Here is a 14,695-nt window from a genome sequence, read left to right as displayed (position 1 = left end):
TGAAATCGACGCTTTCCAAAAATCGATTCCGATTTTGGTCCGATGCGTCGGCGAGTTCGATCCAGAACCATCTCCAGTCTCAGGATCGTACCCGAAAGCGGCCCCTGCCCCGACCGCTCATTGAATGATTAAATGTTTAAGGAACCAGCTTGTAGCCGCCGCTTTCTGTCACAAGAATTTCTGCATTGGAAGGATCGCGCTCGATCTTCTGGCGCAGCCGATAGACATGGGTTTCCAGCGTGTGCGTGGTGACGCCGGAATTGTAGCCCCAGACTTCCTCGAGCAGCACGTCGCGCGTCACCACCTTCTGGTCGGCGCGATAGAGATACTTGATGATCGAGGCTTCCTTTTCGGTCAGCCGCACCTTGGCGCCGCGCTGGTCGATCAGAAGCTTCTGGCTGGGCTTGAAAGTGTAGGGGCCGACCGAAAAGGTGGCGTCTTCGCTCTGCTCATGCTGGCGAAGCTGGGCACGGATGCGGGCCAAGAGAACCGCGAAGCGGAACGGCTTGACCACATAGTCGTTGGCGCCGGCTTCGAGGCCGAGAATCGTGTCGGAATCGGTGTCGTGTCCCGTCAGCATGATGATGGGCGACTTGTAGCCGCCCTTGCGCAGTATCTTCACCGCCTCGCGGCCATCCATGTCGGGCAGGCCGACATCCATGATGAGCAGATCGATGAGGCCGCCGCGGGCCGTGGCGACGCCTTTGGCGGCGGTTGATTCCTGCAGGACGTCGAATTCCTCATAGAGAGACAATTGCTCGACGAGCGTGCCGCGCAGGTCGTCATCGTCATCGACGATCAGAATGGTGCGTGAAGTCATGGATCAATCCGTTGTTTTGAAAAGAAAATTCAGTTGACCGCTGCCTGTTTATGCGGAAGCTGACCGGCACAACAGCCGATCACAATGATTTGTTCCGTGGCACGATCATACAAGAAAAAACGCGTGTGCAATGAGGCGAGCGCATTTTTGCGAAAAGGGCTTCGTGTTCTCACCGTGCGCGCCAGGCCCGGCCACGCCAGCCAGGGGCTCCTGCAGGCTAGCAAACTGGTGTTTTCATGTGCGCTGGGACGCGGCGGCATATCGGCCGGCAAGCGCGAAGGCGATGGCGCCACGCCGCTTGGGTCGATGCGGATCCTGTCGGGATATTTCCGTAACGATCATTTTTCCGGCGGCCGCAAAACCCGGCTGGCGATGACGCCGATCGGTCCCGATCTCGGCTGGTGCGAAGTACCTGAGGACCGCAACTACAACCGTCCCGTCAAGATTCCCTATGGCGCCAGCCACGAACGGATGCTGCGCACCGACCGGCTCTATGATGCCTGCCTGGTGCTCGACTGGAACATTTCGCCGCGCCGCCGCGGGCGCGGCAGCGCCATCTTCTTTCATCTGGCGCGCCCCGGCTTCACGCCGACGCAAGGCTGCGTCGCGGTGACGGCACGCACGATGGCCCGGCTGCTGCCGCTGCTGTCGGACCGCACGGTGATGAGGGTGGTGAGGTAGGGGAGTAGGGGAGTAGGGCAGTAGGGCAGTAGGCAGTAGGGGAGTGAGAAAGTGTCAGCAGGATTGCGCAGGCGCGCCTCTTAGCTTTCCCTACTGCCCTACTGCCGCGGCCTCTGCCAGCCGATGTCGAGAAGACCTAACCGGCCGAGTTCCCGGTCCATCGCGCGCGCGACATCTTTGCGTTCAGCGCCGATGTCGTGCAATTGGCGGTCCGGAAGATCGTCGACCTTCTCATGCGGGAGGTTGACCGCAACTTTCGCATGACGAAACCAGTCAAGCACCGCGCGCAACCAGGCCGGCCGGGCGACTGCAGGAGTCATAACTATCTGGGACATGGTGCAATCCGCTTCTCCGGATATCAAATCCGGTTTGATGTTATTTCGATTTCCCCATCATGCCGGATTGAAATTAAAACGAGAAACGAGTAGTTTTCTCAGCATCTTCAAGTTTTCTTTGAGGATAGGAAAATGCTCGACCGACCTCTCCTCGTCCTACTGTGATGGCGCGCCTGCTGCCTGGAACCCGTGCACTGAGGACGCTGGAAGCAGCGGCCCGGCACCTCAATTTCACCCGCGCCGCAGACGAGCTCGGCCTGACGCCGGCCGCGGTCAGCCACCAGATCAAGGAAATCGAGGATAAGCTCGGCATCGTGCTGTTCACGCGCACCAGCCGGACGATCCGGCTGACGGAGGCGGGCGCGGTGCTGTTCGAGGCCTCGACCGACGCGCTCGACCTGCTTGGCCGAGCCGTCTCACGGGCGCACAAGATGGCGCGTGGAACGGCGCTGCTGAAAGTGACCCTCGACGCCCAGTTCGCGACAAAATGGCTGATGCGGCGCGTCGATGATTTTCGCAAGCAGCGGCCGGGCATCGAGCTCCGCTTCGACATTGCCTCCGAATTGCGCGATTTCGACCTGGACGACGTCGATGTCGGCATCCGTTTCGGCGCCGGAAAATATCCGGGCCTTTGCACCCACCGGCTGTTCGACAACATCATCATCCCTGTGTGCAGCCCCGGCCTGCTGGCCTCCGGCCCGCCGCTGCGCGAGCCGCGCGATCTCTTCCATCATACGCTCGCCCATATCGAGTGGGCGCGACAAGGCGTGACCTGGCCGAACTGGCGGATGTGGATGGCAGCAGCCGGCGTCGACGATTTCGACGACAGCCGGACGATCGTGTTCGGCACCTCGACCGACGCCGTTCAGGCCGCGCTCGACGGCAATGCCGTCGCGCTCGCCGATTTTGCCATGGTGGCGAACGATCTTTCCGAGGGCCGGCTGATCCGGCCCTTCGAACTTGGCATCAAGGTTCCGCCCGACTTCGCCTATCATCTGGTCTATCCCATCGCATCGGCCAACGACGCCAGGATCGTGGCGTTCAGGGATTGGCTCCTGAACGAAGTTCACAACCCGCAGCCGGACCCGACGCCTGGATGAGCTTTAGGTCGCTCTGAGTGATCTGCCGGCGGTCGTCGACCTATTTCGTGGCGGCAGGGTCAGCCCGCGACATCTGCTCCGAACCAGCCGATCACCGCGCCGATGATCAGCAGCACGCCGAGCCAGTGGCCGCAGTCTATGATGGTCAGATCCCAGCCGAACCCTTCGTAGCGATGATTGACGGATAGCGTCGTGGCGACGAATCCCAGCCAGAGAACGAAGCCGAAGACGAGCCCGGCAACGAGGCTCGGTGCGCCGCCGGTCATCGCTCCGATGATCAGGGACATGACGAGCGCCATGACAATTTCCGCGACGAAGCTGACGACGAAGGGCAACGGCGATTTGTTCATGTCGCCGGGTCAAGCTTGGCGGCCTTGAGCCAGGGCTTGCTCAAGCCCATGTACCAGGCAGCGCCGAACAACCACGCCACCACGGCGGCGACGATCACCGCCAGCCAGTTCACTGCTGAAAAATCCATGGCTTCCCTCCCGGAAAGCATGTCGCCCAAAAGCATGCCCCCGGGCCACGAACCGGGGGTGCCCAACGGCATTGGGACAACGACATGCGTATTCTCAAAATCGATGCGTGATGGAACGCCCGTTCGGCGATGCCGTCAAGCAAACCGCCAGACGGTCGTGCGCTTGACCAAGGCGTCTTCCAGCGCCCGGGTTACCGCCACTTCATAGACGGCAAGCGGCTCCAGCCCTGCTTGCGGCATATAGGAACGGCCGGGATCGCCGACGATAATGTCGGCGCCGCGCGCCTTCAACGTCGCGAACCATGGCATCATCCGGTCGGCGAAGGATTTGTCGTAGAAGACGTCGCCGGCCAGAACCACATCCCAGCCAGCATCGGTTCCGATGCAGTCCGAGCCAAGGAACTTTATCCCGGCATCATTGGCCTCGGCGTTGAGACGGATCGCGGTCGCGCAGAACGGGTCGATGTCGGCGGCGATCACCTCTACCGCGCCGGCCTTCGCCGCGGCAATGGCGACAAGGCCGGAACCGGAGGCAAAGTCGAGCACGCGCTTGCCGCGCACATCAGACGGATTGTCGAGGATGTAGCGGGCAAGGCCTTGGCCGCCGGCCCAGGCGAAGGCCCAGAAAGGCGGCGGCAGGCCGATTTCGGCCAGTTCGTCCTCGGTCCGCTGCCACAAGTCGTGCGCCTCGTCGGCCAGATGCAGCAGGATCTCCGGCACATGCGGCGGCGCCATCAGCGCCGTGTTGTCGAGGATGAAGTTTTTCGCGCTGTTTGGCGTCAGCGCCGTCACGGAGCCGGCGTCAGGCCGCCCATGCGGCAGACCTCTTTCCATTCGGCCGGCGTCACCGGCTGGACGGAAAGCCGTCCGAGCCGGACCAGCGCCATCTCGGCAAGCTTGGGATTGGCCTTGACCTGTTCCAGCGTCACCGGCTTCGGCATATCCTTGACGGCGCGGATATCGACGCATTCCCAGCGTGGATCGTCTGATGTCGTGTCCTGATGGGCCAGCGCGCAGACCTCGACGATGCCGACCACATCGAGCCCGTCGTTGGAATGGTAGAAGAAGCCGAGATCGCCGATCTGCATCGCCTTCATGTTGTTGCGCGCCGCATAATTGCGCACGCCGTCCCATTGCGTGCCGGCCTTGCCCTTCGCCTTCAGCGCTTCGAAGGAGAAGACCGACGGCTCCGATTTGAACAGCCAATAGTTCATTGTTTTTGCTCCTCCTGGCGGCTAGCGATCAGCTACAGCGCCGCGCGTCTTTCAGACGCGCGGCGATGTAGCACTTTGATTTTGCGCATGATCCTTTCCGAAAATCGATTCCGATTTTCGGGGTCATGCGCTCGCCGGCTTGTTGAAGGTCCAATTCCATTGCCGGATTTCGACGCTTTCGAACAGCCCGGCTTTGGCGTAGGGGTCTGCCGCCGACAGTGCTTGTGCTGCGGCCAGATCGGGCGCCTCGACCACGACGAGGCTGCCGTTCGGCTTGCCGTCGGCGTCGAGGAACGGACCGGCGAAAGCCAGCTTCTTCTCGCCGTTCAATCCTTCCAGGAAGGCAACATGCTCGGGCCGCGTATCGAGCCGCACCTGCAGGTTTCCAGGCTTGTCCTTGCAAATCAACGCAAACAGCATCTTTTCATCTCCGGATTGTTCGAGACTTATCGCATCGGCCCGAAAATCGGAATCGATTTTCGGAAAGCAAGATGCGCAGGTTCAAGTGTTAGAGCGTACTTTGTGCGTCCAAGCGGACACACGTCGCTCTAAACATCGGTTTCGGTCTTCAGCGGCCTTGTCATCAGCGCCGACACAGCCTGGCGAATGGTGATCGTGCCCTCCAGTATGGCGGCGACGGCGGTGATGATCGGCGCGTCGATCTTGCGCTCGGCGGCAATGCGGGCGGCGATCGCCGCCGTCGGCACGCCTTCGGCCAAGGGCAGCCCGGCAAGTGGCTTGCCTTGTCCCAGCGCCAGCCCGTAGGCGAAATTGCGCGACTGGGCGGACGAGCAGGTGAGCAAAAGGTCGCCGAGGCCGGAAAGTCCCATCAGCGTTTCCGGCCTGGCGCCGAAGGCAGCGCCGATGCGGCGCAATTCGACGAAGCCGCGCGTCACCATGGCGGCCTGAGCGCTGGCGCCGAGCCCGGCGCCGGTGACGGCGCCGGCGGCAATGGCGAAGACGTTCTTCAGCGCGCCGCCGATCTCGACGCCGATGAGATCGTCGCTCGAATAGCAGCGCAGATTTTGCGCCGAGAAGCGAGCGGCCAGGTCGGCCGCCAGATCCTCGCTGCGGGCGGCGACCACCACGGCCGTCGGCAGCCCCCTGGCGACGTCGGTGGCAAAGCTCGGGCCTGACAGGGCGGCAACCGGATTTTCAGGCAGGATTTCTCTAGCGATCTTCGACAGCAGCGCGCCGGTGTCGCGCTCGATGCCCTTGGCGCAGAGAACCAGCGGGACGCCGTTCGGCATAGGGCCTTTCGCGGTGGCGAGCATGGCGCGCAGCGACTGCGCCGGCGCCACCGCCAGAACGCAGTCGGCGCCGTCGAGCGCGGCCTCGATGTCGCTCGTTGCCACGATGCCGGGCTGGAGCGCGATGCCCGGCAGATAGCGCGGATTTTCGCCACGGTCGATCGCGGCGACGGTCTCCGGGTCGCGGGCATAGAGGCGGACGAAATGACCGGCCCTCAGCATGGCCAGCGCCAGCGCCGTGCCCCAGGCACCGCCGCCGAGCACGGCAATGCGCCAGCCGCTTGGCGCCTGGTGCCCGCTACCGGTCATGCCTTGGCTCCGCGCCGGCCCGAGCCGACCATCGGGGCAGAGATGCTGTCCAGCGGCCAGCGCGAGCGCGGCACGAAACCGGCGGTGTTTTCACCCGCGATGCCGGCGCGCAGCCGTTCGATGCCGGCCCAGGCGATCATCGCCGCATTGTCGGTGCAGAGTTTGAGCGGCGGTGCGACGAAAACAAAGCCGGCTTTCTCGCATAGGGCTTCGAGTGTCGTCTTGATCGTCCGGTTGGCGGCGACACCGCCGGCAACAACAAGCGCGGGGTCCAGTTCGCTCGGGAACTCCTGACGGAATCGGTTCAGCGCCCTCGAAACACGATCGTCCAGCGCATCCGCCACTGCCGCCTGGAACGAGGCGCAGATGTCGGCGACGTCCTGGTCGCTCAAAGGGGCAATGGCCGTCGCTGCCTGGCGCACGGCGGTCTTCAGCCCGGAAAAAGAAAAGTCGGGCTGCGCCGAGCCTTTCATTGGCCGCGGAAAGGCGAAGCGCGTGGCGTCGCCGGTCGCCGCCGCCTTCTCGACATTCGGTCCGCCGGGATAGGGCAGGCCGAGCATCTTGGCCGTCTTGTCGAAGGCTTCGCCGAGCGCATCGTCGATGGTTGTCGCCCAGCGCTGGTAGTCGCCAACGCCACGCACCGCGACGATCTGCGTGTGGCCGCCGGACACCAGCAGCAACAGGTAGGGAAAATCGAGCCTGTCGGTCAGCCGCGCGGTCAGCGCGTGGCCTTCGAGATGGTTGATGGCGATCAGCGGCTTGTTCGCCGCGGCGGCGATCGCCTTGGCCGTCATCAGCCCGACGATCAGCCCGCCGACCAGGCCGGGCCCGGCTGTCGCGGCAATTGCGTCGATGTCGGCGAGATCGACGCCCGAATCGGCAAGCGCCGCCTCGATGATGCCGTCCAGCGCCTCGACATGGGCGCGCGCGGCGATTTCCGGGACGACGCCGCCGAAGGCGGCATGCTCCTCGATCTGGCTGAGCACGATATCGGACAGGATTTTCGGCGCGCCGCCGCCGTCCAGCGCCACCACGCTGGCGGCGGTCTCGTCGCAACTCGTCTCAATGCCCAGAACGCGGATCAATTCGTCGCTATCCCCCAGAGATTGTGCAACCAGTCTTTCCCCGTTAGGAGGAAGCCCGGAAAACGGCCTCAATCTGCCGGGGGTTATCACGGACGGCGCGCCATGCAAACAATCTTGAAAATCGGAACACGCGGCAGCCCGCTGGCGCTGGCCCAGGCGCATGAAACGCAGGCGCGACTGATGGCCGCGCACGGTATGCCGGTCGAGGCGTTCGAAGTGGTCGTCATCTCGACCAGCGGCGACCGCATCCAGGACCGGCCGCTGTCGGAAGCCGGCGGCAAGGGCCTGTTCACCAAGGAGATCGAGGAAGCGCTGCTGGCGCGCCGCATCGACATCGCCGTGCATTCGTCAAAGGACATGCCGACGGTGTTGCCCGACGGGCTGGAACTGTCCGCCTTCCTGCCGCGCGAAGATGCGCGCGACGCTTTCGTCGGCAAGGCGGACAAAACAATCGCCGGATTGCCGCACCGCGCGAAGGTCGGTTCATCGTCGCTGCGGCGCCAGGCACTGATAAAGCGGATGCGGCCGGACCTCGACGTGGTGATGTTCCGCGGCAATGTGCAGACGCGGCTACGCAAGCTCGACGAGGGCGTCGCCGACGGCACCATCCTCGCCTATGCCGGGCTGAAGCGGCTCGGGCTCGAAGATGTCATCACCGACCTGATGCCGCTCGACACCTTTCCGCCGGCGCCGGGGCAAGGCGCGATCTGCATCGAAAGCCGCATCGGCGACCTCGATATGGAAAGGATGCTGACGGCAATCCATGATTTGCCGACCGGGCAGGCGCTGGCCTGCGAACGCGCCTTCCTGGCGGCGCTCGACGGGTCGTGCCGCACGCCGATCGCCGGCCATGCGGCGATATCGGGCGGAACGGTTTTCTTTGCCGGTCTGATCATCTCGCCGGACGGTACGCAGTCCCATGAGGTCAAGGTGGAGGCCCCCGCCCAAGATGCCGCCCGCATCGGCGAGGAGGCCGCCAGGACCGTGCGGGCCAAGGCCGGCGAAAAATTCTTCGACGGCTGGGCCTGATATGCGTCGCGTCCTGGTGACGAGGCCGGAACCGGGCGCCTCGCGCACGGCGCAGCGGCTTGAGGACCAGGGGTTTGAGCCGATCCTGCTGCCGCTGACCGAGACGGTGGCTCTGCCGATCGATGCGGACGGGGTCGCCGATACAGCAGCGGCGGTCGCGGTCACCAGCGCCAATGCCGTGCGCTACGCGCCGAAGGAAATCATCGCAGCTCTCGCCGGCTTGCCCTGCCATGCCGTCGGCAGAAGGACAGCGGAAGCGGCTCGTGCAGCAGGGGTTCTGTCTGTCAGCGAAGGGCCAGGCGACGCCGAGGCGCTGGCCGATTCGCTTGCCGGCGGTTACGCAGGACAGACCATCGTCTATCTGTGCGGGCGGGTGCGGTTTTCGGGTTTCGAGCAGCGGCTGCAGGCGGCTGGCGTTCACGTCCGCGCCGTCGAGACCTATGACACCGTCGCGCTGGACTATTCCGACGAGGCCGTCCTTGCGCGGTTGTTCGGCCTGCCGGTCGAGGCGGTGCTGCTCTATTCGGCCAACGCGGCCACAGCGATGCAGGCGCTGGCCGGCCGGCCGGCGCTGCTTGGCGTTTTTGACAGGACAGTTTTCTTCGCTTTGTCGGGGCGCATTGCCGCAGCGTTGGACGATGTCGCCGGCGACAGGATCCGGATAGCGCCTGAGCCCAGCGAAGACGCGCTGCTGCGACTTTTGCGGGCGCGGCGCTGACCGGCACCTGCCGCTGCTGCCTGCCCCTCCCAGACGTCGGTGCCGGGGCGACTGCCTGGATCAGCATGTTTGTTCTTGCTTTGTGCCGGCAGCTGTGCTAAAAATTATTTATGGTGCTCATTCGCGCCGACGACCCGCCGCCAAGGCGGGTTTTTTTGTTTCTGATCTCCCTGAAGTGCAGACACGGCCCCTGCGGCGCTTTGCCAAAACTGACCTTGAAGCCACGGCGTCATCACGCCGCCCCTTTTCACCGCTTGGTGATGTGCTAGACCCTTCCTAAACCATCCCGAAGCGAATTTTGCGGAGCCCAAGCATGGTCAAGACGCCGAAGATGCGGCATTCGAAAAGCCGTCGCGAGCCGGTGACCATCGAGCTCGAACCCGGCGCCGTGTCGCGCGTTGCCGACGAGGACGCCGCCAACGGGCGGACCGACGAGGCGAAGGCGGAGGAAGCGGCGAACGCTTCGCAGCCGGAGGCGCCTGAAGAACCCGTCCATGCCGATCAGACCGACATCGAGCCGTGGGAACATGCCGACGCGGCCCCGCCGGCCGGCTCGGAAGAGCCGGCAGAGGGCGGTGCCAAAGGTCCTGAAGGACCCAAACCGACCTATCCGGCCGGCGCGGAGGCGTCCGCGAACCGAGCCTTCGACTACAGCTTCGACGAAGCATCCGCCAAAGCCAGCGGGAGAGGGGCCAGCGGGACGGGGGCCAGCGGGACGGGGACCAGCGGGACGGCGACCAGCAGCGGGACCGATGAAGCGCCGAAAGAAACCCAGATAGGGAATGAAGACATGGCAGCGCAGCCGAAGCGTGGCGGCATCAACGGCATCGCTGCCGGCATTATCGGCGGCGTCATTGCGCTGGCCGCCGCCGGAGGGCTGCAGTTTGCCGGCCTGCTCGGCGCGCCAGGGGCTGGCGATGTCTCCTCGGGCGGCGTGTCGCTCGATAGCATCAATGGCGAAATCGCTGCGTTGAAGAGCGAGATCGCCGGGCTCAAGGACACAGCCGGCAACAATGATGCGTCGGCCAAGGTGGACGGGCTGTCGGCGGCGCTGGATCAGGTCAGGACGGATGTCGCGGCGCTGAAATCGGCGGTCGAGCAGGGCGGAGCAGGCGACACTGCCGGGCTTGCAGCCCTTGGCGACAAGGTCAGGCAGATCGAGACGGCGGTCGCTGTCCTTGGCCAGGCCGGCAATACGGCGCCGGTCGATCTCGGCCCGCTCAACGAAAAGCTGGCCGGGCTCGACGCGGCGGTGAAATCCGCCGGTGAGACGGCAAAGGCGCAGGACGGCCGCCTTGCGGCGCTGGAACAGTCGGTGTCGCAGCTTTCCGGCAAGGTCGAGGCACAGGCCGGGCAGCCGAAGGTTGCGCTCGCCATCGCCGCCTCGGCGCTGAAGGCAGCCCTCGATCGCGGTGCGCCATTCGCCGCCGAACTCGAAACCTTTGCGGCGATTTCACCGGGCGCGCCAAAGATCGCAACCTTACGTCCCTACGCCGAAAAGGGCGTTTCGACCCGGGCTGAGATCGCCGCCGAAATGCCTGCCGCCGCCAATGCCATGGTCACTGCCTCCGAGCCCGTCGACCAGAATGCCGGCTTCCTGCAAAACCTGCTGTCGAGCGCCGAATCACTGGTCAAGGTCAGGCCGATCGGTGCTGTCGAAGGCGCCGGGGCGCCGGAAATCGTCGCCCGTATGGAGGTGGCGGTCAACCAGGGCGACTACGCCAAGGCGCTCAGCGAATACGATACACTGCCCGAAGCGGTGAAGGCTGCCGGCGCCGACTTTGCCGGCAAACTGAAGGCGCGAATCGAGGTCGAGAAGCAGGTCGACGCGCTGATATCAGGTGCGATGAAGGCGTGAGGGAAACCCGATGATTCGCATTCTGCTTTTCCTCGCCGTCGTTTTCGCGCTCGCGCTGGGTTTCGGCTGGCTGGCCGACCGGCCGGGCGAAATGGTCGTCACCTTCAGCGGCTATCAATACCAGGTCAGCCTGATGGTGGCCGCGGTAGCGGTCGTCACCGTGGTTGCCGCGGTGATGATCGTCTGGTGGCTGCTCAAGGCGCTGTGGAACAGCCCCTACACCATCTCGCGCTATTTCCGTGTGCGCCGTCGTGATCGCGGCTATCAGGCGCTGTCGACCGGTATGATCGCGGCCGGCGCCGGTGACGGAGCGCTCGCCCGCAAGAAGATCAAGGAAGCGGCAAAGCTGATCCGCTCCGACCAGGAGCCGCTGATCCATCTGCTCGAGGCGCAAGCTTCGCTGCTCGAAGGCGACCATGAGGGTGCCCGCGAAAAGTTCGAGACTATGCTCGACGATCCCGAAATGCGGCTGCTCGGCCTGCGCGGGCTTTATCTCGAGGCCGAGCGCCTCGGCGATCGCAACGCAGCGCGGCACTATGCCGGCCGCGCCGCGGTGATGGCGCCGCAGCTGGCCTGGGCCGCCGAATCGACGCTGGAAGATCTTACCGGGCGCGGCGACTGGGAGGGCGCGCTGAAACTGGTCGAGGCGCAGAAATCGACGCGCCAGATCGAACGCGATGCCGCCAACCGGCGTCGCGCCGTGCTGCTCACTGCTAAGGCGCAGGCGCTGATCGACAGCGATCCCAATGCCGCCAAAACCGCTGCTCTGGAGGCCAACCGGCTGCGGCCGGATTTCGCGCCGGCAGCGGTGATCGCGGCCAAACTGCTGTTCAGACAGAATGATGTGCGCAAGGGCGCGAAGGTCCTCGAAGCGGCGTGGAAAGCCGAGCCGCATCCGGAGATCGCGGAGCTTTACACCCACGCCCGGCCAGGCGATGCCGTGCTCGACCGCCTGAACCGGGCGAAGAAGCTGCAGGAGATGAAGAAGAACCACGCCGAATCGTCGCTGTCGGTGGCGCGCGCCGCGCTCGACGCGCAGGATTACAAGACCGCCCGCCAGGAGGCTGAGGCAGCCATCCGCATGGATCGCCGCGAAGGCGCCTATCTGCTTCTGGCCGACATCGAGGAGGCCGAGACCGGCGATCAGGGCAAGGTTCGGCAGCTTTTGTCCAAGGCAGTGCGTGCACCGCGCGATCCGGCCTGGGTTGCCGACGGCGTCGTCTCCGAACGCTGGGCGCCGGCGTCGCCGATCACCGGCAAGCTCGACGCCTTCGAGTGGCGGGCGCCGATGGAGCGGCTCGGCCAGCTCATCGACAGTGATGAGGACGCGCCGGACGCCGCGGTGCCGACTATCGCGGCACCAATCAAGCCGGCAAAAGAAAATGTGATCGAGCTGAACCCCTCTGGTTCGGCCGAAAGACCGACCACCGCGGCGGCCTCGGAAAGTGGCGAAGACGATGTTGCACCGGTCAACGCCACGGCGTTTGCCGGGGTGCCGCCGGATGCCGAAGCTGTCGAACCGGCGGAGGAACTGGCCCGGCTGCCCGACGATCCCGGCGTCGATCCGGACGACGAAGACCAAAAATCACCACGCAAGTTTCGATTGTTTTGATTCAGCTGAGCTTGATAGTTTTGGCCGATGGGAAGTGGGAATCACATGTTCGAACGCGTTCTGTCGTTTCTGAAGGACCTGCCGGCAGCTGGCAGCGCCCGCAACAACGCCGATGATCCGCGCGTTGCCGCATCCGCCCTTCTCTACCATGTGATGAGTGCCGACGGCGTGCGTCAGGATGCCGAATGGGAGCGGTTCAAGGCGGTGCTGGGGGAAAGCTATTCGATCAGCGGCGACGAACTCGACGCGCTTGCCGCTGCCGGCGAGAAGGCCGACAATGAGGCGATCGACCTCTACGCCTTCACCAGCATATTGAAGCGTCAGCTCGATCCGGACGCGCGAAAAGCCTTCATCGGCCTGATGTGGGAAATCGTCTATGCCGATGGCGAATTGCACGAACTCGAGGACAATATCGTCTGGCGGGTCGCCGAGCTGATGGATGTCGAACGCCACGATCGCGTCGAGGCACGCCGCAAGGCGGCAGCCAATGCGCCGGGCGCCACTGGAACGTCGAGCGACGAATAGACAGGATGCCCATGCCATCCACGCCGAGGCCGAGACCAAAAATCCTGATCGTGCTGCATCAGGAGAGTTCGAGCCCCGGGCGCGTCGGCCACATGCTTATTGAAGAAGGCTTCGACCTCGATCTCCGCTGCCCGCCGCTCGGCGATGCCTTACCGGACACACTGGACGGTCATGCCGGAACCGTGGTGTTCGGCGGACCGATGAGCGCCAATGACGAGTACGAGTTCGTCCGCCGCGAGACCGACTGGCTGAAAGTTCCGCTCAGGGAGAACCGGCCGTTGCTCGGCATCTGCCTCGGCGCGCAGATGCTGGTCAAACATCTTGGCGGCAAGGTCGAGGGTCATGGCGAGGGGCTGGTCGAGATCGGCTGGTATCCGCTGAAAGCGACGGAGGATGGCAAGAAGCTGATGCGCTGGCCTGAGATTGTCTACCAGTTTCACCGCGAGGGCTTTTCGCTGCCGAAGGACGCGACGCTGCTGGCGACGGCCGAAACCTATCCCAACCAGGCCTTTCGTTATGGCGACAATGCCTGGGGCATCCAGTTCCATGGCGAATTGACCCGGGCGATGATGCAGCGCTGGGTGGTTCGCGGCGCGCATCGCTTCGAGTTGCCGGGCGCGCAGCCGGGCCGCGATCATCTCGGCGGCCGGCTGATCTGGGACATGCATCTGAAGCGCTGGCTCGGCGAATTCCTGCAGACGATCTTCGGCAAACCGGCGTTGAGCTAATCTAGCGCGTGCCGGGCGCGGGCCCCGCGCGCTGACCACGCCTGCCGGCTCGACCGAGCATGATGTCATCGTCGACGTCAGACCGGCAGCCCGTTCTGCTTACGCAGGCTTTTGTCGAATGCGGATGCCGGGACGAAACGGCGCAGGAAACTGACCTGGCGCGCCATTTTTCCCGCCGCATAGCGCCTTCTCGGAACGGAATCGGTCGCTGCTTTCAAGACCGTCTCGGCTACGATTTCGGGAGCATCGCCTGTTTCCATCGCCTTGCGCAGGATCACATCCATGCCAGCGCGCGCAGCATCATAGATATCAAGCAACTGGTCCGGCTTGGCGAGATTTTCTTCAAATGACGTGCGGGTATAGGCGGGCTCGACCAGCACGACGCGAATTCCGAAATGGCGCAGTTCGTGGTCGAGCGATTCGGAATAACCTTCGATGGCATGTTTGGTCGACGCATAGAGCGCGGAATACGGTGCTGGGATTAACCCCAGTACCGAACTCAAATTGACGATCCTGCCCGTCCCTTGACGGCGCATTATCGGCAGGACCGCGTTGGTCACGCGCAGGACGCCGAAGACATTCACGTCGAACAGCGCCTGAGCCTGGACGGTCGAGGACTCCTCTGCACCGCCGAGCAGGCCGACGCCGGCATTGTTGACGAGCAGGTCGATACGCCCGGTTTCGGCCAGCACGTCATCGACCAGTTTCGCCACCGACGCGTCGTCGGTGACGTCGCAGGTCAGCATGGTAACGCCGTCGGATCGTGCAGCGACCGCGCGACGGCTGGTTCCGAACACGCGAAAGCCCGCGTTCTGCAGGGCCTTGGCCGTCGCGTGCCCGATGCCGGTGGACGCACCTGTTACCAGGGCGACACCTAGATTGGTCTTGTTCATGGAAATCACTCTTTCTTTGTTCTGGATTACCGGCGTCGGTCGCGCGCACAAATGGCGCAC

The 14,695-nt window shown here is 64.2% G+C and carries 16 protein-coding genes and 1 pseudogene; 8 read left to right on the top strand and 9 right to left on the bottom strand.

The features are described 5' to 3' along the window. Positions 1 to 136: 136 nt before the first annotated feature. Positions 137 to 820 carry a response regulator transcription factor gene (locus NKH36_RS08865; protein ID WP_127319501.1) on the bottom strand — a complete coding sequence of 228 codons (684 nt, stop codon included), beginning with the start codon at positions 818 to 820 and terminating at the stop codon, positions 137 to 139. A gap of 84 nt (positions 821 to 904) precedes the next feature. On the opposite strand from NKH36_RS08865, the gene NKH36_RS08860 reads away from it, so the two are divergent. Further along, the gene (locus tag NKH36_RS08860) at positions 905 to 1,501 is read left to right on the top strand and encodes a L,D-transpeptidase family protein (protein WP_352961230.1); all 597 of its coding nucleotides are present in this window, start codon (positions 905 to 907) and stop codon (positions 1,499 to 1,501) included. A gap of 98 nt (positions 1,502 to 1,599) precedes the next feature. On the opposite strand, the gene NKH36_RS08855 is transcribed toward NKH36_RS08860, so the two are convergent. Next, complete coding sequence (locus NKH36_RS08855) at positions 1,600 to 1,836, bottom strand: hypothetical protein (protein ID WP_352961228.1); 237 nt, start codon at positions 1,834 to 1,836, stop codon at positions 1,600 to 1,602. Positions 1,837 to 2,000: 164 nt separating this feature from the next. Between NKH36_RS08855 and gcvA the strand changes: the two genes are divergently transcribed. Then, a complete protein-coding gene (gene gcvA / locus NKH36_RS08850) occupies positions 2,001 to 2,936 on the top strand; it encodes a transcriptional regulator GcvA (protein ID WP_352961226.1) in 936 nt (311 codons plus the stop codon). 59 nt (positions 2,937 to 2,995) lie between these two features. Here the strand turns inward: gcvA and NKH36_RS08845 are convergent. From NKH36_RS08845 to tsaD, 6 genes and pseudogenes are all read right to left on the bottom strand, one after another. Then, positions 2,996 to 3,414, bottom strand: a pseudogene (locus NKH36_RS08845) (DUF1761 domain-containing protein). A 135-nt stretch (positions 3,415 to 3,549) separates the two neighbouring features. Then, a complete protein-coding gene (locus NKH36_RS08840) occupies positions 3,550 to 4,149 on the bottom strand; it encodes a class I SAM-dependent methyltransferase (protein WP_352961526.1) in 600 nt (199 codons plus the stop codon). A 53-nt stretch (positions 4,150 to 4,202) separates the two neighbouring features. Beyond that, the gene (locus NKH36_RS08835; protein ID WP_352961224.1) at positions 4,203 to 4,628 is read right to left on the bottom strand and encodes an EVE domain-containing protein; all 426 of its coding nucleotides are present in this window, start codon (positions 4,626 to 4,628) and stop codon (positions 4,203 to 4,205) included. Between the two features lie 123 nt (positions 4,629 to 4,751). Next, positions 4,752 to 5,048, bottom strand: coding sequence for a YciI-like protein (locus NKH36_RS08830; RefSeq protein WP_352961222.1), 297 nt, complete (start codon positions 5,046 to 5,048; stop codon positions 4,752 to 4,754). A 128-nt stretch (positions 5,049 to 5,176) separates the two neighbouring features. After that, positions 5,177 to 6,187, bottom strand: a complete 1,011-nt coding sequence (locus NKH36_RS08825) for an NAD(P)H-dependent glycerol-3-phosphate dehydrogenase (RefSeq protein ID WP_352961220.1) — start codon at positions 6,185 to 6,187, stop codon at positions 5,177 to 5,179. After that, complete coding sequence (gene tsaD / locus NKH36_RS08820; protein WP_352961523.1) at positions 6,184 to 7,269, bottom strand: tRNA (adenosine(37)-N6)-threonylcarbamoyltransferase complex transferase subunit TsaD; 1,086 nt, start codon at positions 7,267 to 7,269, stop codon at positions 6,184 to 6,186. The genes NKH36_RS08825 and tsaD overlap by 4 nt, the downstream gene beginning before the upstream one ends. Positions 7,270 to 7,374: 105 nt before the next feature. Between tsaD and hemC the strand changes: the two genes are divergently transcribed. The 6 genes from hemC to NKH36_RS08790 all read left to right on the top strand — a co-directional run bounded on the left by hemC (position 7,375) and on the right by NKH36_RS08790 (position 13,742). Beyond that, positions 7,375 to 8,301 carry a hydroxymethylbilane synthase gene (gene hemC, locus NKH36_RS08815; RefSeq protein ID WP_352961218.1) on the top strand — a complete coding sequence of 309 codons (927 nt, stop codon included), beginning with the start codon at positions 7,375 to 7,377 and terminating at the stop codon, positions 8,299 to 8,301. A 1-nt stretch (position 8,302) separates the two neighbouring features. Next, complete coding sequence (locus NKH36_RS08810) at positions 8,303 to 9,019, top strand: uroporphyrinogen-III synthase (RefSeq protein WP_352961216.1); 717 nt, start codon at positions 8,303 to 8,305, stop codon at positions 9,017 to 9,019. A gap of 313 nt (positions 9,020 to 9,332) precedes the next feature. Beyond that, entirely contained in the window at positions 9,333 to 10,877 is a 1,545-nt protein-coding gene (locus NKH36_RS08805) for a COG4223 family protein (protein ID WP_352961214.1), read from the top strand. Between the two features lie 10 nt (positions 10,878 to 10,887). Beyond that, entirely contained in the window at positions 10,888 to 12,489 is a 1,602-nt protein-coding gene (locus NKH36_RS08800) for a heme biosynthesis protein HemY (RefSeq protein WP_352961212.1), read from the top strand. Between the two features lie 45 nt (positions 12,490 to 12,534). Beyond that, positions 12,535 to 13,014, top strand: coding sequence for a tellurite resistance TerB family protein (locus NKH36_RS08795; protein ID WP_352961210.1), 480 nt, complete (start codon positions 12,535 to 12,537; stop codon positions 13,012 to 13,014). Positions 13,015 to 13,025: 11 nt separating this feature from the next. After that, positions 13,026 to 13,742, top strand: a complete 717-nt coding sequence (locus NKH36_RS08790) for a glutamine amidotransferase (RefSeq protein ID WP_352961519.1) — start codon at positions 13,026 to 13,028, stop codon at positions 13,740 to 13,742. Positions 13,743 to 13,819: 77 nt separating this feature from the next. Here NKH36_RS08790 and NKH36_RS08785 read toward each other — a convergent pair whose 3' ends face one another. Next, positions 13,820 to 14,635 (bottom strand): oxidoreductase, encoded by an 816-nt coding sequence (locus NKH36_RS08785; RefSeq protein WP_352961208.1) that lies wholly within the window; start codon positions 14,633 to 14,635, stop codon positions 13,820 to 13,822. Positions 14,636 to 14,695: the final 60 nt, after the last annotated feature.

The organism is Mesorhizobium sp. M1312 (genome assembly GCF_040318115.1).
GTDB lineage: Bacteria > Pseudomonadota > Alphaproteobacteria > Rhizobiales > Rhizobiaceae > Mesorhizobium.
This window is presented reverse-complemented; position numbering and strand designations above follow the sequence as displayed.